The 26,127-nt window shown below is 46.8% G+C and carries 24 protein-coding genes; 18 read left to right on the forward strand and 6 right to left on the reverse strand.

Features of this window, described 5'->3' with window-relative positions; all coding sequences use genetic code 11:
- Positions 1 to 36: 36 nt before the first annotated feature.
- On the forward strand, positions 37 to 1,395 hold the full coding sequence (locus EXG77_RS02420; RefSeq protein ID WP_052017085.1) for an ankyrin repeat domain-containing protein: 1,359 nt from the start codon (positions 37 to 39) through the stop codon (positions 1,393 to 1,395).
- A 45-nt stretch (positions 1,396 to 1,440) separates the two neighbouring features.
- On the opposite strand, the gene EXG77_RS02425 is transcribed toward EXG77_RS02420, so the two are convergent.
- The gene (locus tag EXG77_RS02425; protein WP_035396037.1) at positions 1,441 to 3,558 is read right to left on the reverse strand and encodes a 5'-nucleotidase C-terminal domain-containing protein; all 2,118 of its coding nucleotides are present in this window, start codon (positions 3,556 to 3,558) and stop codon (positions 1,441 to 1,443) included.
- A 784-nt stretch (positions 3,559 to 4,342) separates the two neighbouring features.
- On the opposite strand from EXG77_RS02425, the gene EXG77_RS02430 reads away from it, so the two are divergent.
- Complete coding sequence (locus tag EXG77_RS02430; RefSeq protein WP_023469416.1) at positions 4,343 to 5,152, forward strand: ABC transporter permease; 810 nt, start codon at positions 4,343 to 4,345, stop codon at positions 5,150 to 5,152.
- A 15-nt stretch (positions 5,153 to 5,167) separates the two neighbouring features.
- Positions 5,168 to 6,121, forward strand: a complete 954-nt coding sequence (locus EXG77_RS02435; RefSeq protein ID WP_035396040.1) for an ABC transporter ATP-binding protein — start codon at positions 5,168 to 5,170, stop codon at positions 6,119 to 6,121.
- A 159-nt stretch (positions 6,122 to 6,280) separates the two neighbouring features.
- Here EXG77_RS02435 and EXG77_RS02440 read toward each other — a convergent pair whose 3' ends face one another.
- Complete coding sequence (locus tag EXG77_RS02440; RefSeq protein ID WP_035396042.1) at positions 6,281 to 6,862, reverse strand: TIGR00730 family Rossman fold protein; 582 nt, start codon at positions 6,860 to 6,862, stop codon at positions 6,281 to 6,283.
- A gap of 72 nt (positions 6,863 to 6,934) precedes the next feature.
- Between EXG77_RS02440 and EXG77_RS16395 the strand changes: the two genes are divergently transcribed.
- Positions 6,935 to 7,108: a hypothetical protein gene (locus EXG77_RS16395; RefSeq protein WP_023469413.1), complete on the forward strand. Its 174-nt coding sequence runs from the start codon at positions 6,935 to 6,937 to the stop codon at positions 7,106 to 7,108.
- 290 nt (positions 7,109 to 7,398) lie between these two features.
- Positions 7,399 to 7,902 carry a hypothetical protein gene (locus EXG77_RS02445; RefSeq protein ID WP_035396044.1) on the forward strand — a complete coding sequence of 168 codons (504 nt, stop codon included), beginning with the start codon at positions 7,399 to 7,401 and terminating at the stop codon, positions 7,900 to 7,902.
- Here the strand turns inward: EXG77_RS02445 and EXG77_RS02450 are convergent, their stop codons facing one another.
- Entirely contained in the window at positions 7,903 to 8,796 is an 894-nt protein-coding gene (locus EXG77_RS02450; RefSeq protein ID WP_035396046.1) for a helix-turn-helix domain-containing protein, read from the reverse strand.
- 371 nt (positions 8,797 to 9,167) lie between these two features.
- Here EXG77_RS02450 and EXG77_RS02455 point away from each other — a divergent pair, with 371 nt between their 5' ends.
- The 3 genes from EXG77_RS02455 to EXG77_RS02465 all read left to right on the forward strand — a co-directional run bounded on the left by EXG77_RS02455 (position 9,168) and on the right by EXG77_RS02465 (position 11,547).
- On the forward strand, positions 9,168 to 10,364 hold the full coding sequence (locus EXG77_RS02455) for a hypothetical protein (RefSeq protein WP_035396048.1): 1,197 nt from the start codon (positions 9,168 to 9,170) through the stop codon (positions 10,362 to 10,364).
- The gene (locus tag EXG77_RS02460; RefSeq protein WP_035396050.1) at positions 10,357 to 11,094 is read left to right on the forward strand and encodes a hypothetical protein; all 738 of its coding nucleotides are present in this window, start codon (positions 10,357 to 10,359) and stop codon (positions 11,092 to 11,094) included. Before EXG77_RS02455 ends, EXG77_RS02460 begins: the two co-directional genes overlap by 8 nt.
- A gap of 141 nt (positions 11,095 to 11,235) precedes the next feature.
- Positions 11,236 to 11,547, forward strand: a complete 312-nt coding sequence (locus tag EXG77_RS02465) for a hypothetical protein (protein WP_023469407.1) — start codon at positions 11,236 to 11,238, stop codon at positions 11,545 to 11,547.
- 48 nt (positions 11,548 to 11,595) lie between these two features.
- Here EXG77_RS02465 and EXG77_RS02470 read toward each other — a convergent pair whose 3' ends face one another.
- Positions 11,596 to 12,015: a helix-turn-helix domain-containing protein gene (locus tag EXG77_RS02470; protein WP_023469406.1), complete on the reverse strand. Its 420-nt coding sequence runs from the start codon at positions 12,013 to 12,015 to the stop codon at positions 11,596 to 11,598.
- Positions 12,016 to 12,218: 203 nt separating this feature from the next.
- Between EXG77_RS02470 and EXG77_RS02475 the strand changes: the two genes are divergently transcribed.
- Positions 12,219 to 12,743, forward strand: a complete 525-nt coding sequence (locus EXG77_RS02475) for a VanZ family protein (RefSeq protein ID WP_035396052.1) — start codon at positions 12,219 to 12,221, stop codon at positions 12,741 to 12,743.
- Between the two features lie 16 nt (positions 12,744 to 12,759).
- On the forward strand, positions 12,760 to 13,755 hold the full coding sequence (locus EXG77_RS02480; RefSeq protein ID WP_035396054.1) for an ATP-grasp domain-containing protein: 996 nt from the start codon (positions 12,760 to 12,762) through the stop codon (positions 13,753 to 13,755).
- A gap of 60 nt (positions 13,756 to 13,815) precedes the next feature.
- Here EXG77_RS02480 and EXG77_RS02485 read toward each other — a convergent pair whose 3' ends face one another.
- Positions 13,816 to 14,574, reverse strand: a complete 759-nt coding sequence (locus EXG77_RS02485; RefSeq protein WP_023469403.1) for a homing endonuclease associated repeat-containing protein — start codon at positions 14,572 to 14,574, stop codon at positions 13,816 to 13,818.
- A gap of 28 nt (positions 14,575 to 14,602) precedes the next feature.
- Complete coding sequence (locus EXG77_RS02490) at positions 14,603 to 15,871, reverse strand: O-antigen ligase (RefSeq protein WP_035396057.1); 1,269 nt, start codon at positions 15,869 to 15,871, stop codon at positions 14,603 to 14,605.
- A 338-nt stretch (positions 15,872 to 16,209) separates the two neighbouring features.
- Here EXG77_RS02490 and EXG77_RS02495 point away from each other — a divergent pair, with 338 nt between their 5' ends.
- From EXG77_RS02495 to EXG77_RS02530, 8 genes are read left to right on the forward strand one after another with little or no spacing between them, the layout of a single operon-like run.
- Entirely contained in the window at positions 16,210 to 16,845 is a 636-nt protein-coding gene (locus EXG77_RS02495) for a YveK family protein (protein WP_238987910.1), read from the forward strand.
- A 21-nt stretch (positions 16,846 to 16,866) separates the two neighbouring features.
- Positions 16,867 to 18,732, forward strand: coding sequence for a nucleoside-diphosphate sugar epimerase/dehydratase (locus EXG77_RS02500; protein WP_023469400.1), 1,866 nt, complete (start codon positions 16,867 to 16,869; stop codon positions 18,730 to 18,732).
- A gap of 15 nt (positions 18,733 to 18,747) precedes the next feature.
- Positions 18,748 to 20,007, forward strand: a complete 1,260-nt coding sequence (locus EXG77_RS02505) for an oligosaccharide flippase family protein (protein WP_035396062.1) — start codon at positions 18,748 to 18,750, stop codon at positions 20,005 to 20,007.
- A gap of 12 nt (positions 20,008 to 20,019) precedes the next feature.
- Complete coding sequence (locus EXG77_RS02510; protein WP_035396064.1) at positions 20,020 to 21,306, forward strand: glycosyltransferase family 39 protein; 1,287 nt, start codon at positions 20,020 to 20,022, stop codon at positions 21,304 to 21,306.
- On the forward strand, positions 21,296 to 22,330 hold the full coding sequence (locus tag EXG77_RS02515; RefSeq protein WP_035396066.1) for an NAD-dependent epimerase: 1,035 nt from the start codon (positions 21,296 to 21,298) through the stop codon (positions 22,328 to 22,330). Before EXG77_RS02510 ends, EXG77_RS02515 begins: the two co-directional genes overlap by 11 nt.
- Positions 22,320 to 23,669: a phenylacetate--CoA ligase family protein gene (locus tag EXG77_RS02520; RefSeq protein ID WP_023469396.1), complete on the forward strand. Its 1,350-nt coding sequence runs from the start codon at positions 22,320 to 22,322 to the stop codon at positions 23,667 to 23,669. The genes EXG77_RS02515 and EXG77_RS02520 overlap by 11 nt, the downstream gene beginning before the upstream one ends.
- Positions 23,670 to 23,681: 12 nt before the next feature.
- Positions 23,682 to 25,025 (forward strand): nucleotide sugar dehydrogenase, encoded by a 1,344-nt coding sequence (locus EXG77_RS02525; RefSeq protein WP_023469395.1) that lies wholly within the window; start codon positions 23,682 to 23,684, stop codon positions 25,023 to 25,025.
- A complete protein-coding gene (locus EXG77_RS02530; RefSeq protein ID WP_035396069.1) occupies positions 25,013 to 26,122 on the forward strand; it encodes a glycosyltransferase family 4 protein in 1,110 nt (369 codons plus the stop codon). Before EXG77_RS02525 ends, EXG77_RS02530 begins: the two co-directional genes overlap by 13 nt.
- Positions 26,123 to 26,127 lie beyond the last annotated feature (5 nt).

Here is a 26,127-nt window from a genome sequence, read left to right on the forward strand (position 1 = left end):
AATAAAGAGAAGAGACACATAGAAAGAAGGACTGGCATGAAAGGAAAAATATACTTCTGGCTTTTGTTTTTAAATGCGATTGCGACAGTAGGGGCACTGGTCTACCTGTCTTTTGAACTGGGCGCTTTGGGCCTTGTCTTAATGGGGCTAACAATTGTCTGGATCGCCTGGAAAATATTACGACTCTTTTCCTCGGTGATCCGATTGCAACAAGAAGGCATTGAGGTAACCGAATATCGTTTTCCGGAACTATATCATGATATCGCGTCGTTATCGGAACGTTTGAATTTAAAGACACCACGCATCTATATCGTCGGAGACGACGTATCGCCGATTAGAGGCGTGAGTCTGTTCCGAACGAACGTGTTTTTTTTACCAGAGAAAGCCATGCGGGAGCGAAATGAGTTCGAACGAGTTCGAGAGTTACTTCGTCTGAAGCATAATGACGAGGAAAAACGCTTCGCATTACTACTAGGCAGTTGGATTCCGTTTTTAAGACCGGCTTATTTACGAACGATATCCTTATACCGAGATCGTCAAGCCATGCATCTTGTAGACGATCCAGATAGTGTCATGCAGAGTATTCTAAAAGAAAACGGGCGGCACCAATTGATCAATGAAATCGATGTAACAGCATATTTAGCTGAAAAGAGGCAGATTACGCTAGCTGAAGTCGTTAGCGAAATGGTCTACACGACACCGACGACAGACAGACGATTGATTGAATTAGGCTGGATGTCACGCGAGACTCCTACTGGGCAGCATGCTGTTCGATTCTTGTTGGTAGCATCGAGTATAGTAGCATTCGTTTTGATTGGCTGGAGTGTCCAGAACGTTTCGTTTTCAAATGAAACCGCAAAAGCTGTCGTCACCTCATCGGATGAATCAAAGGCGAATGGATTGCAGGAAACGAAGTTGATGGCTGCCATTCAAAAAGGTACGTTGGAAGAAGTTCAGAAGGAGTTACCGGACGGTGACATGAAGGCAGTGGACGCGGATGGCGATACGGCACTGCACTATCTGGGATACCGGAAGTCAAGTAAAGGATTAAAGGAAATCTTTGACGCGTTAATCAAGCAAGGAAGTGATGTGGACGCAATCAATGACTTCGGAGAACGTCCATTCATCACAGCAGTATATAGTAACAATAATGAATTAGTAGAACTGTATTTAAAGAACGGTGAAAACATCAATCAGCTTGATGATCAAAAGTACACACCTTTACATCATGCGGTGGAAGGGGAAGGCGTTCAAACCGTGAAAGTATTGCTAGAGCAAGGGGCAGACGTCTCGATTAAGAATAAGGATGGTTTGACGCCTTTGATGTTGGCACAGCAATATGAATTAGACGACATCATTCGATTGTTAAAGCAACATACGTCTCAAACGTTATAAGAAAAATGCTCCTCCCGAAATCGGGAAGGAGCATTTTTTATGAACTTATTTACCTTGAAGAGCTGGATCCACGTTAAGGATACGTCCTTCAATTTTATAATCGATTGTTTTCTTCGAAATCGCGTAGTCGCGGAATGTTTCCCAGTCAGAGAGACCGAGGTCTTTCACACGTCCTGATTTATACGCATCTTCAAATGGTGTCAAGAAGTCGCTTCCTTTAGCAGTGAAAGCGTTTGTAGCAACTGTGTACGTTTTGGCTGGATCAATGGCCTCTTCTACACCGCCATCTTTCGTAATCGTCATTTTCGTAACACGTTGTCCCTTCGCTTTTGAACCATCGTACTCAAGTTTCATACCTGATACTTGTAAGAATCCACCATTTTCAAGTGGTGCAAGTCCAACACTGATTTCAAAGAGATCTTTAAGTTGTGAACCGTTCATTGTCACGAGTGCAAGTGTGTTACCGAATGGTAAAGTAGTTAAGATTTCACCAGTTGTAAGTGGACCTGCATCGATCGCGGCACGAATTCCACCACTGTTTTGAACAGCGATGACGGTTTCTGGGTTAATTGATTTCGCTTTTGCAAGCATACCGTCCGTAATTAAGTTTCCGAGAGCTGTTTCACTATTTCGAACGCTCACTGTGTTAGTGCCACCAGTACGTGGGTTTGGAAGGGCAGATACAATATTAACCCCAACTTCTTGGTTTTTGATTGCTGTAATTTTATCCGCGTAAGGTTTGAGAATAGCAGCGGCTCCAGGATCTGCTGCATACGGTTTTACTTCAATCGTCGAACCACTGTATGATTTGACTTTTCCTTTGTAATCAAACGTTACGTTGACATCTCCAAGGAATTCACTATATTGAGAAGCTTGGGCGATGACTGTAGGCTCTTTTTTCTTTGTTTCTTCACTCGCAGGAATCAGTACTGGTTTAGTAAGATTCGTATGAGTATGACCACCGATAATGACATCGATACCATCAACGTTTTGTGCAAGCAATGGATCGTTATCAATTTCAGAATTATCATCGTAACCGATATGTGTCAACGCAACGATTTTATTGATACCGCGTGCTTTGAACTTATCAACGGTCGCTTGAGCGCTTTTGATATAGTTTGAGAATGCAATCGTACCAGGGCTTGAAATACCAACTGTTTCTTCTGTCGTCAAGCCGAAGAAACCAACTTCTTCACCGTTGATTTTTTTGATGACACCTTGGTAGATCCGTCCATCTTCCGGACCAGACGTTATTGTTTTCTTTTGCATCCCGTTGAAGAGCGGATTTTTACTGAAATCAACGTTTGCTGTAATGAATGGGAAGTCCGCACCAGCAACGAAGGCTTGTAAAGCAGCACCTTGATCTTGGTCACCCAAATCAAATTCATGGTTACCGAACGTCATCATGTCATATTTCATGTAGTTCATGAGTTCGAGATCAGCTTGTCCTTTGAACTCGTTGAAGTAGAGTGATCCTGAGAAGACGTCACCAGCATCAAGAAGAAGCGACGGTGTACCTTCGGCGCGGTAAGCGGCACGACGCTCTTTAATGACAGTCGCACGTTTTGGAGCGTTATCGAGTGCAGCGTGTGTGTCGTTCGTATGGAGCAAGGCAAGGCTGAAATCATCTGTATTGATGTCACGGACGATGATTTTTGCTTTTGTCGTGACCGTCTTGCCTTTATGCGTCAAGCTACCTGTCGCATAGTAAGTACCTGACTCACTCGTATCAACTTTGCTCCATTTGATTTCTTTATCGTAGACTTTGCCGTTAGCGTAAAGAACAGCTAGTTTTTTAGGAAGGACTGGTTTTTGATCGACTGAAATCACTTGTTCCTTAACGGACTCAATGATTTTGATCACATAATTCTCGACGTGAATCTTTACTTCGATTGGGAGCTTTTTCTTACCATATGTGCCATGAACCGTTTGGTAGCGATTGAAGATGTGCTTATTGTATGCACCCCATGAGATTTTTTCTCCCTTGTATGTAGCCGGAAATTTAACAGGCTCACCCTTCGTGAAAGTGAGAGACTTCAATTTGACCGTCTTGACTTTGACATGTGTTGCAGCAGATACGGTCGTTTGTGCAGCCGGCACGATTGCCGATGTCGTCAATGCGACAGCTACTGCTGCCGCGTAAAGCGGTTTTGATTTGTACATAAATAAAAATCCTCCCTCGAGATGATATGAGGTCAACCAGCGATCGGTAACCTCTTCTTCTACTATAAATGCTTAACGGACAATCGTGTCATGAACCTTTTGTAAAATGCGTAAATTCTTAGGTCCGACGACAATACAACTCTTGCAAGTCGTTTGTTTTCTTCTACCTAAAAGAAGAAAAGATAAATGATTGCGCTTACATTATATCTTGTTCCTCCTTCAAAAGAAACGTAGATTATAATAGATTGTAGGAAATTGTCCTCATTTTGAGAGAATCGCGTAGTAAACATTTTCAAAAAAATGTATAATTTACTATATGAAAAATATGCGATGGGGAGGCGGGAGTACGAATGGATGAAAAGATACGTAGGAGTCTACTCGTAGGTATACTTTGTATAATGGGAATCTTGATTATATGGGGGCTCGCCTCTCCACCGACGACAATTGAATTTCCTAACTTTACACATACCTAATCCTGTGAATGGATCGGCAAGGAGTCCTTGTCGATTTTTTTGTTTCAACGGGAAAGCTACAGTTTGGTGTCGGTTCACGCTATACGTTGACACGCTTTTTACGGATGGCTAGAATTGATTAAGTGTACTTCGTGTATACACAATTGAAAGATAAACGAGGAGGGATGGATAATTAGACATGATATATCATGTCGATCGGAGGAATGTTCGTTTGAGGAATCGCGGACAGAACCCGTTTTTTGTTTGAATTTGATCCAGAATTCATTGAATTACAAATACATGCACCATGAAATCGGAAGGAACTTACACTTATGTTGAAAGAAATGAAAAGTATCATCCGGGAACAGGTTGAAAACTTTCCTTTGATTCGCCGGCTCGCGCGATATGAAATTAAGTCCGCACACGCAGAACAACGCCTTGGCCTCTTATGGGAACTCCTCAATCCGGGTCTCCAAATTTTCATCTACTGGTTCGTCTTTGGTGTCGGTCTTCGGGGAAATGAAAATGTCGATGGAAACATTCCATTCATCGTATGGCTTCTCTGTGGGATCGTCGTTTGGTTCTTTATCAACGATGCTTTATTACGTGGATCGAACTCGATCAATAGTCGACTTGCGATGGTGACGAAGATGCGTTTCCCGATGAGTGCCATTCCGTCATACGTTATTTTGTCACGGATGTATCAACACTTCGCAATGCTTGTGATCGTATTCATCGTCATCCTCGCAAATGGGATTCCGATTACATGGAAACTACTTCAGTTGCCTTATTACATGATTGCGACATACATTTTCGTCTACGCATTTTCACTTTGTTTTTCAACGCTCATTACGCTCGTCAAAGATATTCAGCTCTTCTTGCAATCGATGATGCGGATGCTTTTTTATATGACACCGATTCTTTGGAATATTGAGCGGTTCCCGGACGCCCTGCACGGTGTCCTTCGCCTGAATCCGGTCTACTATCTCGTCGAGGGATACCGGGCGAGTCTGCTCGGAGGACATTGGGTCTGGCAGGAATGGCCAACTGGACTGTACTTCTGGAGTGTGACGCTCCTCTTGTTCACAGCCGGAACATTCTTGCATATCAAGTTCCGTAAATCATTCACTGAGCTCGTCTAAGGGAAGGAAATCGCCATGTCTATGATTAAACTCGACCATGTCACGAAACGCTTCGACATGGTCACGACTACTAAAGAAAAATTCAAGCTCTTGTTCAAGAATCAAAGCAAGAGCGTTAAAACATTCACTGCACTGCGAGATATCTCGCTTGAAATCGGCTCGGGTGAAGTCGTTGGACTCGTCGGAATCAACGGTTCCGGTAAATCTACACTCTCGAACTTGATTTCAGGCATCATCTATGCAAACGAAGGAGACGTCGCCATTAATGGTGAAGTCGCGATCATCGCCGTCTCACAAGGATTAAAGAATGTCCTGACAGGGCGAGAGAACATTCGCTTGAAGTGTCTCATGCTTGGGATGGATGATGCGGAAATCGAGCGTCGGATGCCAGGCATCATCGATTTCGCTGATATCGGTGATTTCATCGATCAGCCGATCAAGAAGTACTCGAGTGGGATGAAGTCGCGCCTCGGCTTCGCGATCGCGGTCAACGTCGACGCCGACATTCTGATCGTTGACGAAGCCCTTTCCGTTGGTGACCAAACCTTCTATAATCGTTGTATCGATAAGATGAACGAGTTCAAGGATGAAGGAAAGACGATCATCTTCGTCAGCCACTCATTGTCACAAATCAAGAGTTTTTGTGAACGCGTCATTTGGCTCGAATATGGTCAAGTACGACTCGACGGAACAACCAAAGATGTCTTACCGGAATATAAAAAGTTTCTTGCGGAATATAAAAAATGGTCGAAAGAGGAGCAACATCAATTTCGGCGTGACCGTTTAAAAGCACAAGCTGCTAATGCTCGTTCCGGGAAACAAAATACGGATTCAGAGGAAAACATCAAACATCCGGCATTGATCTTATCTGCGCTAGGTATTCTTGTACTTGCAGCAGGAAGCTTAATGGTCGTTGATGAGACGCCATCTTTGGCGAATTTAAGCGACGCTATCTTAAATTTCTTTTGATTCTCTGCGCCAGGTACCAATCGGTATCTGGCTTTTTATATCATGTAAGTAGGAATTAGTAAAAGGAGTGAAGAATGCTAAAGGAGAGTGGAAAAAGAAGGAATCATCGCAAATCAAGAAATGTAATCAAAAAAAACGGAGTTCAAGACTCCGTTTTCATCAGGTTTGTGAACGATCCATATAGGTTTTGACGCGCGGTGCTTCATACGTTGCAAAACGTTCTAAAAGACGTTCAGCATCTGACTCGACGATCAACATTGTACGGTGTTCGGGAATCAAGAATCCTTGACGTTCCATCGTATCGAATAGGGAAATCAAGGGATCATAGTAGCCATCAATGTTCAGTACACCACATGGCTTTTCATGAAGTCCAAGCTGTGCCCAAGTGAAGACTTCAAAAAATTCTTCCATCGTTCCTGGACCACCCGGGAGAATGATGAATCCATCAGAGAGCTCTGACATTTTGGCTTTTCGCTCATGCATCGAGTGGACGAGATGCAGTTCGGTTAGTCCAGGATGCGCAAGTTCTTTTTCCTGAAGAAAGTGGGGAAGAACACCGATTGCTTGACCTTTAGCAGCGAGCGTAGCATCTGCGACTGCGCCCATCGTTCCAACGCGTGACCCTCCATATACAAGTCCGATGCCGCGCGCGGCGAGCGCTTGACCGAGTTTTCCTGCCGCCTCTCGAAAGAGTGAATCGGCACCATCTTTGGAACCACAAAATACAGCAAGTCTATTCATGAAAGAACCTCCTTCGTTGTTTCCACCATAGCATATTCGACGATGGGAAGGCAGAATGGAAAGGAGATCGATATGCGACCACGTACAATTGTTTGGCTCGTCCTAATCATCGCAGCAATCAATTTAGGACTTGGGATATGGATGCCCGATACATCGACTCGGACGACGATTAGTTCGATACTACTAGGCGTGATTGTAGTACTCGGTATCTTTTACGTCATTGCGTTACGACAATCATCTAAATAAAAATGCTCGTTCGACTCTAATGAGTTGAACGAGCATTTTTTATTTAGATTTGAAGAAATAAAGCGATGAAATATTCAAAAAAGTCTATTTTCATACACAAATTCAACACTTTGATGGATAGTTTGTAAAAAAAGAACAGTATTCAGGACATATGATACGTGTCAAAAGTAATGGTTATAATGAATAATGTGTAAAATAACATAAATATTCGTATTCGAATATTTGGAGGGGGTCTAAGGATATATGATGTTGTTACAAAGCCAGACGAAAAAAATTAGGAGGTTATTTATATGAACTTGAAAAAGAAACTAGGTTTAGCAATTGCTGCTTTATCATTGACTGCTACTTTCGGTGTAAGTGCTGCAAATCAAATTGGACATAAAGACGTAGCTATCGAACGTATCCCACTTGAATATTCGGTCAAACGTGATGTAGCAATCGAACGAATTCCACTTGAGTACTCAGTCAAACGTGACGTAGCAATCGAACGAATTCCACTTGAGTACTCAGTCAAACGTGACGTAGCAATCGAGCGTATCCCACTTGAATACTCAGTCAAACGTGACGTAGCAATCGAGCGTATCCCACTTGAATACTCAGTCAAACGTGACGTAGCAATCGAGCGTATCCCACTTGAATACTCAGTCAAACGTGACGTAGCGATCGAGCGTATCCCACTTGAATACTCAGTCAAACGTGACGTAGCGATCGAGCGTATCCCACTTGAGTACTCAGTCAAACGTGACGTAGCGATCGAACGTATTCCACTTGAATATTCTACAACACGAGCATAATTAACTATTTTGACTAACAATGTTTTTTAAAAAATCACTTCGAATAGAAGAAATGATTTTTTTATACTGATTCATGTTGAGTAGTTCGAACAAAAAATACGCTTTGTCATACGCACCAATAATTTGTTCTTTAGTCGCGCCCAACTTCTCAAGACAATCTCCCTTTTGAGCGTATAACTGTCCTAATACCGACATGTCTTTAAAATTAAGGCTTTCTTCAATTGCTTCATCAATCAATTGCAGAGCTTGTTCATATTTAGAGAAATCTAATAAGATTTTAGAAAAATTATAGGTGATTCTAATTTTTTCTGTTACTAAATCATCGCTATCAAAATTTAATTTGAGGATTTCCTCATAAACATTAATGCTATGCTGATAACTTTTATTTTCAGAGTATAGATTCGCGATAGCTGACTTAATACGAATCAGCATACTGGGTGAATAATGAGAAGTTAGATAATCTGCTGATAAATTTTGAAGCTCAACGATACAGGTTCGATAATCAATTTTTTGAAGCCGATACGAACAAAGGTAATAGTAGTATTTGTACAGTAGTACAAACTCAAAAGAAGAATCATGTTGCTCTAAAATCTTTTGACTCTCTTTATAGATCGACTCAAAGTCTTGATTTCTAAAACGATGTAGTAAGTCTTCATCGATCGTCTTTAATGAATCTTGTTGACGGTTGGGATCTAGAAACGCAGAAATCGGAACTTGTAACCTTCGGGATAGCGCATATAACAATTCGATTGTTGGGGAATGTGTGCCACTCTCAATCTTACTGATTTCTGCTTGACTGCAGATACCGTTTGCTAAATCCTTTTGCGTTAGATTATGTTTTTTTCGGAGACGACGTAACGCTAAACCGATTTGCGGTGACGTGAAATGATCCATTGGATCCTCGTCCTTTCATGAAAATTGAACTGTTACTCAGTATCTATTTCTATTATAGAAGTGATTGCAAAGGGATACCATAGATTTACTTGATTTCATATCAATGTTTCATCGCCCGCCGTATTTGATTCAGAAAGGGGTACACCTATGACACTCATCTTAAAAGAAACGCGACGTAACATGACTTCTTGCGCTTGGTGTCTCAATGCTGCTACCGTCTCAGTCGCCCCCTTGGCTCATCGGGAAATGGATCAAACCATTGCTAAGTCTAAGAAAGATAGAAACAAGACTGCTTGAATCATTCTAAGGACTTCATTCGTATGTGGGATGAAGTCCTTTTTGCATGATTTTCATCAGAAAGGAGTAATCACATGATAGGAATTACGATCGTATCAGAACAGGATGGTTGGTTACAACGCTCACGTCCCTCTTCAGCGATGAGACACTTTTGTGAAACCCATCGTTTTTCTTTAGATGTTTTTGATTACGACATGCATACGTTCGAGGATTTACTGGATTATATGGATTTTCAAGAATATGAACATTATCTCTTTATTCTACAAGGTGAAGGAGAACGTACATTACGACTGGTTGCTTATTTGCAGCAGCAGATGCTTCACGTTCAGTTTCATTTAATTCGAGCGGAAGGTGATATCGTATTTGGACAACCCGATTTTCTAAATGGTTTGGAACTACCTCTCATATTTGAGGATGAAAAGTTAGTACTTCCCATCGTTCAAAACGAGTTATTGTCTTTGATGACGGGCGTTCATCGATATGCTTCACTATTCCAACCGCAACCGTTGCGGCATGTCTATATCGAAGATAGCTCATTGTTGAATCGTATTCCGGCATCTTTTTTCACATCGATGACAGTGAATAGTATCGTGTATTTCGATCATCCGATGCGTCACGATCTACCAATCATTGAATTAATGAGTCGGACGCCAGTCCTTCTTGCTTTCGTTGATACCTTGTCCCCTCCGCTTGAAACACGACTTGATGTTTTATCTCGGGCAGAACTCGCTCGTCAGTTGGAGCGCTGGAAGGATACCGGGTGGATTCAAAACGAACGATTCGCCGGTATATTGGATTATGCGACACAAGCTGGATTGAAAAATTCATATCGTCTTTTTTTCTTTGAAGATGGTATCTATGCGGATCGTCAGAAAACCGATCGGTTGAGTTCGGACATTTCTCTAATGGTTGAGCAAAGAGCAGGGCAGTTAGAGGCAATGGCCACACCAAAGGAACTCGAGTTATTTCCGTTACTCTATCAACTCGCAGGATCATTTTCAGGTGAAAGTCGATTTGTTACACCCTATTCAGATTTAGAATTACCACGAACGATTGGACGCATCGGTCCACTCACGTTGATTGGTATTCAAAACGAAGAGGGGTATTTCGCTTTCGATTTAACATCGATGCAACTATTCGAAACGAACGAAGCATTTTTGTGGATTCTTGAAGCTGATCAAAAAGAACAATTTGATGTATTACCAGAACGACTTGGAGCAGACTATGCAGAAGCGATTCGATACTATAAGGAGTTGATGTATCATGAGTGACGTATTATTTGGTCCATTTTTAAGAAAGGGAAGCTATTCACGTGTTGAAGTACTCGATCACGTTTATGCGGATGAACGTTTTGGGCAACTGTATCAAGAAGCGAAGCAAGTCACAGAAATTGATGAATTGACGTTTTATCGACGCTATCTACAAAAAGAAGAGAAGGTTCTGTTTTACGGCACGTTCGATCCAAAACTCTTTAATCTCTTATCTGATGAAGGATACGATTTATATTTGATCGAGTCAGAAATGATTCGGACACATCAAATCGATACACCGTACCGTCATAAAGTATATGGCTGGAGCCATGATGTGACAGACGTCGTAGGTCCTGAATTCTTTGATCGGATCGTTCTTCCTGGTACGACCATCATGCATTACAACCGTGGGGAACTGCTATTATTCTTTCGGAACATACGTCAACTTTTAGGTGTACATGGAAAACTGCTCGTTTCGTTGCACGATATTCCTTATCTAAGAGAATCAGAGCAGTCCATTTCGACTCGACGGATACATGATACTTTAATGTTCTTTGGTCATCATGTAGATGGCGAACGACTCTTATTTAATGCGTATTTAAAATCAGGTAGCGAAGAAAAAGTAAGCTATGCAATCGATTACTTATACAAACCTGAAACCTTATTTGAATTCGCGAAACTCTCTCGTTATGAAGGTCGATCAATATATGAAGGAAAAACAATTGTCGTTCTTGAATTCAATAAACAATAAGCTTTTGATAGAATAGAAGGAGAATAAATTAAAAATATATCTCCTAGTTTAGTTTGAATAGGTCTAAAGGCAGGGTATTGAGATACAGAAGTTTTGTATTGCGATTCAAAGTACATCATGAGAAAGAGGAGCCGGACCATCATGGAAAATCAGAACGAAACTACCTTTCAAAAAAGCTGTCTATCGTTCATTGAGACTTTGTTTCCAGACGAATCCTTTCACTTCTTAGAAGAATCGAGAGCAATGGATGCTTTCGGACATCACGGTATTCAATTGTTTTTTTCTTCAGAACTTCGAACGCTAAAATTCAGTCTTCTCAAACAGACACATCAACGATATGATCGTGTGTTTGTTTCGGAGAAAACTAAACAAAACACTTTTTTCCGAAGGCTGTTGGAGGCAACATATGAAGAAAATCAATTGTACATCGATCATGTCGTAAAAACCGATTAATCCAAAGAAAAGGCATGGGAGCGATTACGCCCCATGCCTTTTCTCTTTTTAGGCTTCGATCGATGCTGATCCGCGTTTTAACGCATGATCAATCGAAGTCGCCATCTCTTCTCGAACTGTAGTTGAGATCAGTCTACCATCGAAATAAATTTCTTTAGATAAACTCAAGTGAACAAGTAAATCCTCTAATACGAGCTTCAAATCAAGAGGTTTCGTCGGTTCGAGCGCTTGTTGTATGAATTCATTCAGAGATGGGTGCTGAACATGCTTTGGATCAATCAAATCAATGATTGTTGTATTTAAAGCAAGTGCTAAGCGTTCGAGGGATTGGGGAGTTGGCATCCGTTGTCCGCGTTCATATGCGGAAATCGTCGTCGCAGTTTCACCGCATTTTTCGGCTAGATGCTTTTGGGTGTACTTGTGCTGTTTTCGTAGTTGCATGATTTTTTTTCCAAGTGCGCGATTCATAGCGCTTCACTCCTATTCCTCAGGTCATCGTTTATAGTACTAATTAACCACTTATCGTACGGGAGAAACCTTTGAAATGTAAAAAACGTTTGAATAAGGAAATAAAAAGATAGTGAAATACTAAATCTGGCTTTTAAAGCGATAGTCATGCTTAGGTAAATCACATGCTATTCTAAGGTGTATGTGAAAAAAGGAGTGTCTTCATGAAAAAAATTACATGGTCCGGCTACGTCGTCCTTGCCGTTCTCTTAGTCCTCTTTATCTCAAGTTCGATGCCGTACCAGGCACAATCCATCAAACCAGGGTTATCGCGCTTCATTCCGTTAGAATTCGTCGATCATCTGCGTTTCATTTCTTTCTCGTATCACGGAGAAGTCAGTGTTGATGCACTCGGACGGAGTGGCTTCATTGAATTTTTCATTCGAAAAGCCGCGCACGTCTCAACGTTTCTTGTGCTAGGTGTGGGATTGATTGATTTGACGCGTCGTCGCCTAACGACAGGACTGGCCGTCTTGTTTGCCTATTCGTTAGCAATCACGGTAGCGGTCTTTGATGAGTTCCATCAGATTTTGACAGGGGACCGGACAGGACTCATTCAAGATGTCTTACTCGATGGAGTGGGGGCATTAATTGGAATCGGATGTTATCTACTCGTCTATAGGAAAAAAGTACGACGCCAAGCAGGAAGTCTTTCCTTCCAGCACGAAAAGAACAGGCATCACTTTTAACGAAGGAGACTGCCTTATGAAGACTTCCCATTTATTGATGACGAGCGTCGGTCGTCGGACGAAACTGGTCGAGTATTTTGTCCGTGAGATGCCAAACGGTCATGTCAGTACCGCGGACTGTAGTCCACTCGCACCGGGTCTCTATATGACGGAACGCCACCATCTCGTTCCTCGCATCGATGCACCGGATTATATCGATCACTTACTAGAATTGTGTCAGCGCGAACAGGTGACAGCATTATTGTCATTGATTGATCCTGAACTGGAATTGCTGGCAGCGGCGACGGAACGGTTTGAAGCCATCGGTGTCACAGTCCTCGTCTCACCGATGGATGCCTGTCGTCTCTGTTTCGACAAGTACGCGATGTATACGTATTGTGTCGCGGAAGGAATCGCGCATGCGCGGACATACGTGACGCTCGAAGCATTCCGGAGCGCACTTGCGCAAGGGGAGGTCCAGTTCCCAGTCTTCGTCAAACCACGCAATGGGAGTGCCAGTCTCCATGTCCAGGCGGTTTCTTCACTTGAGGTCGTCGAAGGATTATTCGCTACCTATCCAGATTTATTGATTCAAGAATACTTAAGAGGACAAGAGCTCGGTGTCGATGTCTATGTCGACTGGCTGACGCATGAAGTGACCGATATCTTCATCAAGGAGAAACTCGTCATGCGTGCAGGAGAAACTGACAAGAGTCGTTCCGTTAAACGCGATGATGTCTTTGAACTGGTCGAGCACGTCTTAGATGGAACCGGTCTTATCGGTCCGCTTGATTTTGACCTGTTCGATGTGGACGGAACGCTCTACCTATCAGAGATCAATCCGCGATTCGGTGGGGGGTACCCGCATGCGTATGAATGTGGCGTCAATTTTCCGAAAGCGATTCAAAACAATCTCCACGGGCAACGTAATCCCCGACGCATCGGAGCGTATGTGGAAGACATCTATTTATTGAAGCACGATACGGTGACGCTACTGCCTGCCTCGCTGCTTGAGCAAATCAAAAAATCATAGGCACGAAAAAGGAGTGATCCGGTCGAGACCGGATCACTCCTTTTAGGTAGAAGAGCAGAATCAGGAAAGAGAGACGCGTGCACGCTTGAGGCATTGCACGGCGGAGGTCCAGCTACCGAAGAGAGCATTGATCGTTGAGGTGCTCGGAACCGAGCGACCTTCTGCCCATTTCCGGTAATGAATGATGCTGAGCGAAGGTAACTCTTCTTGTGCCTGCCGTAGTGCTTCAAGGACATCTTCTTCGACCCATTTCCGGCGAGGCGGTGCGATGTCGAGGCAAGCGAGGGCATCTGCCCATGAACCGTATTTACGGGCAATCGTCGCGACTGTCGGATGTCCGTTTTCTTGTGCCCAAATCGCATACGTCTGTGTCGTCAGACGTGGAAGGACATCTGAAGCTTCGAGCAGTGCCGTGATAATACGTTCTTCTGTCATCGAGATAGAACGTGTCATTTCAATGTGTGCTTCTTCGAGTGCACGTGACCAAGAACCGAAGCGTAAGTTGATCAATGTCAAGGAGGGGCCATGTTTCGCCTTTGCCCATTCCCGGTAGCTGTTGCTATGGAACGGGTGTAAGCGTGTCGATGCTTCCTTGATGAAAGCAAGAATCTCTTCATCTGAAAAGTACGGACGGATTGATGAGAGACCAGCCGCTTGGAGTGCTTCACGCCAAGAGCCAAATACATTGATGATCGTCGTGATCGATGGAATGTCTTTTCCGACCGACCAGCGCGCATACGTCTTTGCGTCGAGAGCGGGATATTCGATACTAGCTTCGATTAGGCTATCGATGACTTGTTGTTCTGTCCATTTCTTCATGATGTCATACCCCTTTCATGTAGGTGCTCTAGGTGTGGGTACTGTCGTGAGGTGGAAGTCGACGAAGCGACGTATAAGCGAGAAGGCTGAGCCAAATAAAATAAAATCCACTCGGTCTAACGAGAATGCTTTCCGTGAATTGAAGTAGTCCGAGCCAGCTTGCAAGCAACAGTGCGAGAAACGCGAGATCCGTTGTCTGAATCCGAAACAGTCGATAGAACAGATACAGAAAGACTGCGCCGTACAGCAAACAACCGATGAGTCCAAATTCATAGAGATAAGTGATCGGTGTACTGTGGAACGTATAGAGAACTTGTTCGTTCAGTTGTTCCTCCAGTCCGCGTGGGGCACTTCCGATCCCGTGCCCGAACCAAAGCGAATCAGCGGAAGCGCGCCATCCGGCTTGCCAGAGCGTCAATCGTCCGTTGAGACTGAGCAAACGGGGAAGCAGTCCTTGAAACGTAAAGACGGCTAGGAGGATCAAGCTACCCGTTACGTAACACGCTGTCACCTGCACCCGCTGTCTCGTTCCCGGAACCATTCGAATACTCGTCAGCAGGGCAAGGAGGAGAAAAGAATAGATTCCTGTCTGCGAACCGCTTCTGAGTAATGCGATGATGATGAGAAGGAGGAGGACGGCGTGCAGAAAGCTTTGCCGACGCGGGAACTGTTTGAGCAAGTAGAACCAAGCAAACAGTCCGCCTGGAACGAGCCACGCTGCAAGCGTATTCGGATTGTTCATCAGACCAGCGAGGCGAAGGAATGAACCTTGTTCGCCGACGTACAGTTGAGGAAATGACAAAGGACCGATCCGAAGCCATTGCAGGTTTTCGACCGGAACATACTCTGAACCAAATGAGACGATGAGGGCATAGGAAGCGAGAAATACGGCTTGTCCATAAAGAAAGTGACACAACAGCCGTTGCCATTGTTCGATTGATGTACGCGAGAGCGAAGAGACGATGCCAACGAACAGCCAAGTCGAGATGAGGTAAAGCGAAGCAAGAATACGATCCGTATTCGCGTTAAAAAAGAAAAAGACGAGATGAAATGTTAGATAAATCAGAAAAATTAGCGCGATTTGATGTCCTCTTGCCCGATTGGCGCGATAGAACGGTCTTAAGATCATCCAACAGACGCTGAACAGAACGATGTAGACAGGAAGCAACCAAAGAGACCACTGTTTCGGCAACACTTCGTCCGTGAAGGATAAGGGACGAATCCAAGCATCGAGCATGATCCAAGCGACTAGGATGGATAAGGCAAACGATGTGGGTATATTGGCTGATTTTAACATGATTTCTAAAGACTATCCACCCTTCATATAGGACTTATTACCGATTTGAACACTTTTTAATCATCAAATTGGTATTTACCCTTATCTTTCAAAACATCATGCAGATAAATGAAAAAAGATTAAGAAAAACGTGATCATTTTTTCGTGAATCGCGTTTTTTTCGTGACATGAATTCATACGGTGAACTAGTGTTGCGCAAGCGAGATAGCTACCGAAAAAAATATAATCATTTCCACCAAGCTCTAATTGTTTTGGGATTCGATTGGAAATAAGGTGTAGATATAACCAATGTCCATCCATTCGGTCAAGTTAGAAAGAGGTGAACAACAGTGAGCTCGATGCATCAAAGAAAAACCTTCGGAGATCATTTGACGACGCTCCGACGCGGCTGGTGGCTACTCGCACTCTTCATGATTCTCTTCGCGGGTGCTGGATATGCACTCAGCATGTATGTCATTCCAAAGACATACGAGGCGACGGCCTACATCCTCGTCGTTCCTCAAGCGAACGCTGAGGCGACATCGACGCCGACACTCGTCAGTACCTATCAAGATATCTTACGAAGCCCAGAGGTCGTCGATCAGGTCGCCCAAAAGATGAACGTTACCGACAAGCGGTTATTCGATTTGACGGATCGTCTGACGGTCTCGAGCAATCTCGATTCGCAAGTCATCGCCTTATCCATCACAGATCGTTCGGCGGAGCAGGCAGCGATTCAAGCGAATACGATGACGGAAGTCTTCCAGGACTATCTCCCGCAACTGATTAACACGAGTAAGACGGAAGTGTTCTCGAGTGCACGGATTCCAACGAACCCCGTATCACCGAACATTCTGATGAATACAGGGATAGGTGGCGTCCTTGGTCTGATGCTCGGACTCCTGATCGTCTATTCTCGCTCGTTAAGCAAAAAGGAAGCGACACGTGAATCCACTGATAGTTATCCGAAAGCAATTCCCCGCACCCATTCATGAGAGAGGAGAGGAGACACCGTCATGCAGCATTCCCCGCTCACCCCGTACCGTCGGCAGTTGAAGATCGGACTCCTTCGCCTGATCGACGCCGGAATCATCGCACTCGCGACTGTCGTTACGTTCTACTTCTTTAATCCGCTCCATCTCACCGTCAACTTCGAGTTGCAGGATGCACTCGAAATCGCTCTCATCCAGTGGGTCGCCCTCACGTTCGTCGCACACTGGATGCGCTTCTATCAAATCATCTGGCGTTACGCAAGCCTTCGTGATCTCGCCGTTCTCCTCGTCGTCGTCCTCGCCAGCAGCTTCGTCTTACTAGGACTTGAGTACGCATTGTTCGACTTCGCGGTCGAACGAGCGATCTTCCTGCAGACCGGACTCGTTTTAAACGGTATCTTATTCGTCCGGTTGTTGATTCGCGGACGTAGCTTAAGACTCGTTCCTGACAATAAGACGCTCGGCAAACGAACGCTGATCATCGGTGCCGGTGCCTCCGGTCAGATGATCACAAAAGAACTGAAACAAAAGAAATCGCATATCTTAAACGTCGTTGGATTACTGGATGATTCGCTTGAACTACGCGGGATGCGGATTCACGGTGTTCCCGTCATCGGAGCAATCGACCAACTCGAATGCATCATCGAGGAACAAAAGATTGAAGCAGTCGTTCTCGCGATCCCATCGTTACCGTATCCGCAGCGGGTTGAATTGCTGAACCGGATTAAACAAACCCAAGTCGAAGCGCATACGTTACCGATGCTCGTCGAACTGGCGTCCGGAAAGGTCTCGATCAAACAAATTCGTGAAGTCTCGATCGCCGATTTACTCGGTCGAGAACCGGTCGAACTCGATATTACGGAAATCGAACGAAGCGTTCATAGCGCGACCGTCCTCGTCACCGGTGCTGGTGGTTCGATTGGTTCCGAGATTTGCAGGCAACTGATTCGCTTCCGTCCTGAACGGCTCATCCTTCTCGGACACGGCGAAAATAGCATCTATCTGATCCGCCGGGAACTCGAGTGTCTCAGTCGGGACATCCAGTTCGAATCCGTCATCGCCGATGTGCAAGACAGTGATCGGATGCTTGAAGTCATGCGACGGTTCGAGCCGGATCTCGTCTATCACGCGGCAGCCCACAAGCACGTGCCGCTAATGGAGGATAACCCAAGCGAAGCCGTCAAGAACAACATCTATGGAACACGCAACGTCGCTCGAGCGGCGGAAGCGGCTGGTGTCAAACGCTTCGTCATGATTTCGACCGATAAGGCCGTCAATCCGACGAGTGTGATGGGGGCGACGAAACGAATCGCCGAGATGGTCATCCAGCAGATGGCACGTAACAGCGAGACGACGTTCGCCGTCGTCCGGTTCGGAAACGTCCTCGGGAGCCGCGGTTCCGTCATTCCACTGTTCAAGGAACAAATCGCGAAAGGCGGACCGATCACGATCACCGATCCCCGGATGACACGCTACTTCATGACAATCCCGGAAGCGAGTCGTCTCGTCATTCAAGCGAGTGTCCTCGCAAAAGGTGGCGAAGTGTTCGTCCTCGATATGGGTGAACCGGTCCACATCACGACACTCGCGAAGAACTTGATTCACTTGAGTGGATTCACGGAAGAGCAGATCCCAATCGTCTACAGCGGCATTCGAAAAGGCGAGAAACTCTACGAGGAACTGCTCGCTCGTGATGAAGTGCATGACGAACTCGTTTTCGACAAGATCCTTGTCGGTAAGACACGACCTTTTGGATCCGTCGACCCGTACTTGCGTGAGATCGCCCAAGCGCTCGGTCAGGACGAGGTACTCCGCCAGTATTTGTTAGACGTCACGAACGAAACCGATGCCGACCCGGTAGCACCGACGATGCGGATCGCTCGCAAATAGAGAGGAGGGGAAACGATGAAAACGGCCCGGCTGTCCCGCTTCAATCTCATCTTCATTGCCGATACGGCGTATTCGCTTCATCAATGGATGATTTTGACGCTCCTGATCAAATGGAGTACACCGCTCAACATCGGTTATTTCAACTACGCCCTTGCCATCACCGCACCGATCGTCATGTTCTGTTGGCTGAACGCCAGTACGATCCTGACGGCAGAACGGGCTGGATTGACGAACTTCTGGCTCTTCATCAAGACTCGTTTTTCACTCCTCTCGGCAGGTGTGTTCGTCCTCCTTGGGGTCTATTATTTCTTCGGTGAAGCGGACATTTTACTCCTGACACTGCTTGTCTACCTGAATAAGTACATGGAGTCGTTCGCCGATCTCGCTTACGGTTTCTTGCAAGGACACACTGCCTTCAAGGAAGTCGCCGTCTCGAAAATCTTCCGGAGTCTCTTGAACGTCTCGGGCGCAGCACTCGTCCTCTTTACGACCCATTCAATCCACGGCTTCGTACTCGCCTTGATCGCTGGAAACTTGATCATGCTACTCGCATACGATTTACCGACAATTCGCCGCATTGGTCGCGGCTTTGACAATCAAGCGCTTGACTTACGGTACCGGTCAGGCAAGGAGCTGTTCCTTAAAGCGATGCCACTCGGCTTCGTCGCTCTTCTGATCGCCTTGAACGCAAACATTCCACGATTGTTCGTCGGTCACGCAATCGGAACGGAAGAGCTCGGTTACTACGCTAGCATCGCCTATCTACTCGTACTTGGCAGTCTGTTCATCCACTCCTTGATCGCCGTCTTACTACCGAACTTCTCGTCTGAGACGGGTGAACGTCAAAGTTTACCGGAACTGCGCAAGCTGACCCGCTCGATGTTACTGATGACGAACGTCGTCGGCATCCTGTTGATTGTCGGAGCGATCTTCTTCGGCAAGTGGGGCTTGACGATTTTCTATAACGCGTCGTTCGTTCAATACCATCTGATTTTCGTCTTGATGATGGTCGCCTCACTCTTTTTCTACAACTCGACCGTCATTCAGGCACTCTTGACCGGCTTCCAGCAATTTCGGATCCAGACGATCTCGATCTTCGGTAGTGTCGTCGTCAACCTGATCGCCTGCAGCCTGTTGATTCCGCTGTATGGTCTATACGGTGCGACGATCGCTTACACCCTCTGCGCCGTTACTCAGATCGTCCTATTGTTACCAGCACTGTATCGATCCTTGTATCCACGGGACATCACGCTCGTCGTCGAACAAAGCAGCTAAGGAGGGAAGAAGATGCGACCAATCCTACTACTCATCGTCATCGAAGCGCTCGTTTGTCAATTCGCCCGGTCGCTCTTCCCGGACACCTACGTGACCGCCTTGCTGCTCATCAACTCGGTGTTGTTTCTCTATTATCTACTCCGTCAGGCAGAGACGACGCCACTCTTTCTCGTCTTCATCACCGCTTTCTTCGTCCGGCTGGTCCTGATGTTCATCGATCTCGAGCTGTTCCGTTTACCGCCACACAGTGGGGACGATACGGAAGCTTTTCATCTCGAAGGTGTCCAAATCTTCACCGATCCGTCGACCTTCAATGATGTCGTTCGTGGCACCTATTCCAAGTTTCTCGGAATCTTCTACCTGATGTTCGGTCCGGAACGAATCCTCGCTCAGTTCTTGAACGTTATCCTCGGTGTTGTCGCTGTCGTCATCCTAGCGAAGACGCTACAACGGTTACGCTTACCGGAACGATACGTGTTCGCAGCTACACTGATCTTCGCATTTTTCCCACAAGGATTGTTGCTCTCACCGATTCTCTTGCGTGACCAGATCGTCGCTCTGGGCATCGTCTACACACTTTACTACATGGTGCGCTGGACGGAAGAGAAGTCCGGATGGTATATGACGCTCGCGTATCTCGGCTACTTCGTTAGTACAATGTTCCACTCCGGACTTGCTGTCGGGATCATCGTCTTACTCGTCTATTTCTCGTTTTATAGCCATGAGACACGACGAATGGATTTTGAACCGACGAAGGTGCGGCGACTAATCTTTCAAGTACTGATCGTCGGCTTCATCGTCTACAGCTTCCAGGATGTCTTGTTTGCAAAGTTCACCCACGTCTCAGAAAACGGTCAGTTGTTCAGCGGGATGAGTTACGACCGTGGCGGCTCCGCTTATCTGAACGGATTGACGGTGACAGGTCCAGCTGACATGATTCTCTACTCGCCGATTCGAACGATTTACTTCCTGTTCTCACCGTTCCCGTGGCAATGGTCGAGCGTCATGAACATTCTGATTTTCTTCCTTGACGCCGTCTTCTACTTCATCGCCTGTTTTGCGATCGTCCGGTCCTTTAAACTGATCCGTCAGCATCCGTTCGGCAGCGTCCTCTTCTTCTTTTTCCTTCTCTTTGCACTTAACGCCGTCATCTTCGGTCTTGGAACCGGCAATGTCGGAACGGCCATCCGACACCGGTATAAGTTGTTCCCGATGTTACTCATCGTCTACACATCCGTTCACTACATGCGTTGGCAAGCGCGCCACTACTTCGAGGAGGTCGAACACCGTGCCGAATAAAACGATCTTAATTACAGGTATCGCAGGCTTCATTGGATTTCACGCCGCACGTCGTTTCATCCGGGAGGGTTACCGGGTCATCGGACTCGATGAAGTGAACGACTATTACGACCCAACGTTAAAAGAAGCCCGGCTCACTGAACTTGGAACGGACTACACGTTTTACCGGGTCTCACTCGAAGAGACAGCAGCCGTCGCGCGGATCTTCGAACAGGAATCGATCGATCTCGTTCTCCATCTGGCAGCACAAGCTGGGGTACGGTATAGCATCGATCGACCGGACGTCTACATGACGTCAAACATCGTCGGCTTTCTCTCGATTCTTGAGGCGTGTCGGCATTACCCAGTCGAACAACTGATTTACGCTTCCTCAAGTTCCGTCTACGGATCGAATACGAAGATGCCGTTTGCGACGACGGATGCCGTCGATCATCCGCTAAGTCTTTACGCCGCTTCAAAGAAAGCGAATGAACTGATGGCACATACCTACAGTAGCCTTTACGGGATAAAGACGACAGGCCTTCGCTTCTTCAGCGTCTATGGTCCTTGGGGACGCCCGGATATGGCACTGTTCAAGTTCACGGAAGCAATCGCGAAAGGCAAACCAATCGACCTCTACAACTACGGTGAGATGGGGCGGGACTTCACTTACGTCGACGACATCATCGAAAGCATCTACCGCCTGTTCCAGACTGAACCGGAAGTCGATGAATCGTTCGATGCCTCAAATCCCTTACCGGACCGCAGCAACGTTCCGTATCGTGTCTATAACATCGGCAGTCACAGCCCGATTCGTCTCAATGAATTCGTTGCTTTGATTGAGCGGCGCCTTGGCAAGACGGCAATCCAAAACGGGATGCCGCTTCAACCAGGCGATGTTCCAGAAAGCTTTGCTGACGTCTCATCACTGTTCGAGACGATCGGCTACCGTCCACAGACGACGGTCGAAGCGGGCGTCAATGCATTCATCGACTGGTACGAGAGTCACTACTTGCTGAAGGAGGAAATTCAAGATGGCGCTTAAAGAGGAATTCTACTATCGGTCTCCAATCTTCATCCAAAATTGGCTGACCTCCTTATACGGTCGGAAGTTAATGCAAGAACGATACGGTCCCCTCTATGAACAGAAGATGAAGGAACTCCGAAAAAAAGATCGGACGCAAGATTATAAAGCGGAACAACTCGATCGCTTGAATGCCTTTCTCATTTTTGTTGCAACGCATACGCCATACTACGCGCAACTCTTTCACGAACATGATATCCAATTACCGTTCACGTCACTCGAGCAACTGAAGACAATTCCAATCCTTGAAAAAGAAACACTTCGTCAAAACAATGACGCCTTCATGTCCCGCGTCGATGCGCCGGTTCGAGGGCGGACGGGGGGGACGAGCGGGAAGTCACTTCAAGTGGCGTTCATGCGCGAGGATGTCCAGGAACGGATGGCACATCTCGATTACTTCAAAGAACGTCATGGTTTCCACGCCGGAATGCGCCGAGCGAGTTTCACCGGACGGACGCTGACAGCTGTCGATCAAAAGAAACCAATCTTCTGGCGGATGAACCGACCACTCAATCAGTTGCTCGTCTCGATCTTTCACATGAAGGAAGAGAATTTCCCGGCCTACATCGAGGAGCTGAATCGATTCCAGCCGCAAGCACTTGACGGCACACCGACAGCGATGGTCGAAATCGCCCGCTATATGCTGAAGCATCATATAAAGCTGGATATCCCGCTGATCGCCATCTTCCCGACATCGGAAACGGTGACGGAGGAGATGCGCTCGGTTCTCGAGGAAGCCTTCAACGCACCGGTCTTCGATCAATATGGTTCTTCAGAAGGCGCACCAATCATCTCAGAATGCAGTCATCGAAAACTTCATCTCCATCATGAGACGGGCATCATCGAACCATATGGAGAGGACGGCGAAGTCGTCGTCACGTGTTTTACGACACGCGGCACACCACTGATTCGTTACCGGATCGGTGACCGGATGACACTCAGTGACGAGACCTGTAGCTGTGGACTAAACGGACCAGTCATCGCTTCGATCGATGGACGGGGAACGAGTTATATCGTCAGCGAAAAGCGGGGCAAGGTGTTCGAAGGGGATATCACGACGATTGCCCGAGAACTTCCGAACTCCGTCTTGCGACTCCAAGTCGAGCAGCACGCGCTCAATCACGTGACACTTCGGTATATTCCAGATGCGAAGCGTTTCCGTCCAAAACACGAGCAGATCCTCTTAAACGAGATGCGCAAGTTGCTCGGATCCGAGATGAAAATCGTCCTTGAGCCGGTCGAACAAGTCAAACAGGAACCGAACGGAAAAACGTTGATCGTCAAACAGTCGATGAAATAGGAGGAACCCACCATGAACAAGGCAGTCAAACACATCGTAGATACGACAGCAGCCCAAACTGGTTCACTTCCCATTGCCAACCGTTCGATTGCCGTCGTTGGACTCGGATACGTCGGTCTTCCCGTCGCTGTCGCCTTCGGCGAAAAAACAGCCGTTGTCGGCTTTGACATCAAGGAACAACGCGTTCAAGAACTGCAAGAAGGGATCGACGCGACACTCGAACTGAGTCCGTTCACGTTGAAGAACGCAACCGTCGACTACGTCTCGGATCCATCAGCACTGCAAGCGAGTGACTTCATCATCATCGCCGTTCCGACACCGATCAATGCGCAGAATCAACCAGACTTGACGCCGCTCTTACGCGCCTCACACCTCGTTGGTCGCCAGCTCAATAAAGGCGATATCGTCGTCTATGAGTCGACGGTCTACCCAGGAGCGACGGAAGAAGATTGTATCCCGGTCCTTGAAGAAGCATCCGGCTTACGCGCTGGTGTCGACTTCTTCGTCGGCTACTCACCGGAGCGGATCAATCCGGGTGACCACGAGCACACGTTCAAGACGATCAAAAAAATCGTCTCGGCTCAGGATGAACAGACACTCGATATCGTCGCGGAAGTTTACGAAGCGGTCGTCGAAGCCGGTGTCCACCGGGCTTCGTCGATTAAGGTTGCAGAAGCCGCAAAAATCATCGAAAACACACAGCGCGACCTCAACATCGCCTTGATGAACGAACTGGCAATCATTTTCGACCGGATGGACATTGATACGCTCGAAGTCCTCGAAGCAGCCGGTACGAAATGGAACTTCCTTCCGTTCCGCCCGGGTCTCGTCGGTGGTCACTGTATCGGTGTCGATCCATTCTATCTAACGATGAAAGCCGAGTCGCTCGGCTATCACCCGGAAGTCATCCTCGCCGGACGTCGGATCAACGATACGATGGGACGCTTCATCGCAACAGCGCTCGTCAAGAATCTGATTAAACAGAACATGCCGGTCCTCGGTGCTCGTGTCACGATCCTCGGCTTATCATTCAAGGAGAACGTCAGCGATATCCGGAACTCGAAAGTCGCGAACCTCGTCCGCGAAATCGAAGAGTTCGGCATTGACGTCCAAGTGACAGATCGACTCGTCGAAAAGAGTGAGGCGAAACGCGAGTACGGCATCGACTTGCTCGAGATGAGCGAACTCAAACCAGCCGACGTCGTCATCTTCGCCGTCTCACACGAAGAATACGTCGAAGGCGGTTGGAATCTAGCGCAACACTTACTGAAGGTCGGACGCGGAATCGTCGTCGACATCAAAGGCATGTTGCCACGGTCAGAACAGCCAGAGGGGGTCCACGTATGGCGCCTTTAAAAATTCTTCAGGTCTGTGCCCTTGATACGACGGCAGAGACGATGTTACAGCCGCTCTTACTCGCTTTACAAAACGCCGGGCACGACGTCGGCATTGCTTGTGCCGACACCGGTGCCTCGGTGAAACTGGCTGCAAAGGGATTCCGGATGCACGACATCCCGATCGAGCGCCGGATCGACTGGACGAGTAACTGGCGGACGATCCAAGAAATCACACGAATCTTGAAGGAGGACGGCTACGACGCCGTCCATGTCCACACACCAGTCGCTGCCGCCCTCGGACGCGTCGCCGCAAAACGGGCCGGAACGAAGCATATCGTCTACACGGCACACGGCTTTTACTTCCACGAGAAGATGGGGCGGGTGACGTACCAGCTGACGTATTCCGTTGAAAAGTGGCTAGCTCGTTTCGCGACCGATTACCTTCTCCTCCAAAGCGAAGAAGATTATCAACTCGCTCAGCGCAAACGCTTTAAGGCGAATACCCGCCTGATGCACCTTGGAAATGGGATTGACTTGACCCGCTTCTACCCACGACCACGTGAAGCCGGAGCGCCGTTTACGTTCCTCTTCATCGGTCGGATCGTCGAAGAAAAGGGGATTCTCGAACTGCTCGATGCGTTCGAGGACGTCGTCTATCGCCACCCAGAAGCCCGTCTCGTCATCGCTGGTGAGATGATGGCAAGCGAGCGGGATCAGACGACGAAACACTTATTCTTACGACGGATTCGCGAGATTCCGAATGTCGATTACCTTGGGTTCGTCGAAGACGTACCGAGCTTGTTTCAACAAGTCGATGCCTTCGTCTTACCATCGCATCGCGAAGGCGTCCCACGTTCGATCATCGAAGCGATGGCGAGCGCAAAGCCCGTCATTGCAACAAACATCCGCGGCTGCCGCGAAGAGGTCGTCGAGGGGAAAACGGGGTATCTCGTTGAAGTCCACGACATCGCGAAGCTCGCCAAACGGATGAATACCCTCGTCGAACATCCTGACCGTGCCAACGAGATGGGACGGAATGGATTTGACCGTGCCATGAAACATTTCAACGAAGCCGACGTCATCAAACGACAACTTGATCTTTTTTCAGCTATGTAAAAGGA

Origin of the sequence: Exiguobacterium sp. OS-77 (genome assembly GCF_000414195.2) — a bacterium.
Classification (GTDB): Bacteria; Bacillota; Bacilli; order Exiguobacteriales; family Exiguobacteriaceae; genus Exiguobacterium_A; species Exiguobacterium_A indicum.

Coding starts and splice junctions, on each gene's coding strand:
- EXG77_RS02440 (WP_035396042.1), bottom strand. CDS start 6,862: ATGAATAGACTTGCTGTATTTTGTGGTTCCAAAGATGGTGCCGATTCA.
- EXG77_RS02445 (WP_035396044.1), top strand. CDS start 7,399: ATGAACTTGAAAAAGAAACTAGGTTTAGCAATTGCTGCTTTATCATTG.
- EXG77_RS02470 (WP_023469406.1), bottom strand. CDS start 12,015: ATGAATCGCGCACTTGGAAAAAAAATCATGCAACTACGAAAACAGCAC.
- EXG77_RS02430 (WP_023469416.1), top strand. CDS start 4,343: ATGTTGAAAGAAATGAAAAGTATCATCCGGGAACAGGTTGAAAACTTT.
- EXG77_RS02490 (WP_035396057.1), bottom strand. CDS start 15,871: ATGTTAAAATCAGCCAATATACCCACATCGTTTGCCTTATCCATCCTA.
- EXG77_RS02465 (WP_023469407.1), top strand. CDS start 11,236: ATGGAAAATCAGAACGAAACTACCTTTCAAAAAAGCTGTCTATCGTTC.
- EXG77_RS02520 (WP_023469396.1), top strand. CDS start 22,320: ATGGCGCTTAAAGAGGAATTCTACTATCGGTCTCCAATCTTCATCCAA.
- EXG77_RS02455 (WP_035396048.1), top strand. CDS start 9,168: ATGATAGGAATTACGATCGTATCAGAACAGGATGGTTGGTTACAACGC.
- EXG77_RS02485 (WP_023469403.1), bottom strand. CDS start 14,574: ATGAAGAAATGGACAGAACAACAAGTCATCGATAGCCTAATCGAAGCT.
- EXG77_RS02495 (WP_238987910.1), top strand. CDS start 16,210: ATGCATCAAAGAAAAACCTTCGGAGATCATTTGACGACGCTCCGACGC.
- EXG77_RS02435 (WP_035396040.1), top strand. CDS start 5,168: ATGTCTATGATTAAACTCGACCATGTCACGAAACGCTTCGACATGGTC.
- EXG77_RS02525 (WP_023469395.1), top strand. CDS start 23,682: ATGAACAAGGCAGTCAAACACATCGTAGATACGACAGCAGCCCAAACT.
- EXG77_RS16395 (WP_023469413.1), top strand. CDS start 6,935: ATGCGACCACGTACAATTGTTTGGCTCGTCCTAATCATCGCAGCAATC.
- EXG77_RS02480 (WP_035396054.1), top strand. CDS start 12,760: ATGAAGACTTCCCATTTATTGATGACGAGCGTCGGTCGTCGGACGAAA.
- EXG77_RS02475 (WP_035396052.1), top strand. CDS start 12,219: ATGAAAAAAATTACATGGTCCGGCTACGTCGTCCTTGCCGTTCTCTTA.
- EXG77_RS02530 (WP_035396069.1), top strand. CDS start 25,013: ATGGCGCCTTTAAAAATTCTTCAGGTCTGTGCCCTTGATACGACGGCA.
- EXG77_RS02510 (WP_035396064.1), top strand. CDS start 20,020: ATGCGACCAATCCTACTACTCATCGTCATCGAAGCGCTCGTTTGTCAA.
- EXG77_RS02450 (WP_035396046.1), bottom strand. CDS start 8,796: ATGGATCATTTCACGTCACCGCAAATCGGTTTAGCGTTACGTCGTCTC.
- EXG77_RS02505 (WP_035396062.1), top strand. CDS start 18,748: ATGAAAACGGCCCGGCTGTCCCGCTTCAATCTCATCTTCATTGCCGAT.
- EXG77_RS02420 (WP_052017085.1), top strand. CDS start 37: ATGAAAGGAAAAATATACTTCTGGCTTTTGTTTTTAAATGCGATTGCG.
- EXG77_RS02500 (WP_023469400.1), top strand. CDS start 16,867: ATGCAGCATTCCCCGCTCACCCCGTACCGTCGGCAGTTGAAGATCGGA.
- EXG77_RS02460 (WP_035396050.1), top strand. CDS start 10,357: ATGAGTGACGTATTATTTGGTCCATTTTTAAGAAAGGGAAGCTATTCA.
- EXG77_RS02425 (WP_035396037.1), bottom strand. CDS start 3,558: ATGTACAAATCAAAACCGCTTTACGCGGCAGCAGTAGCTGTCGCATTG.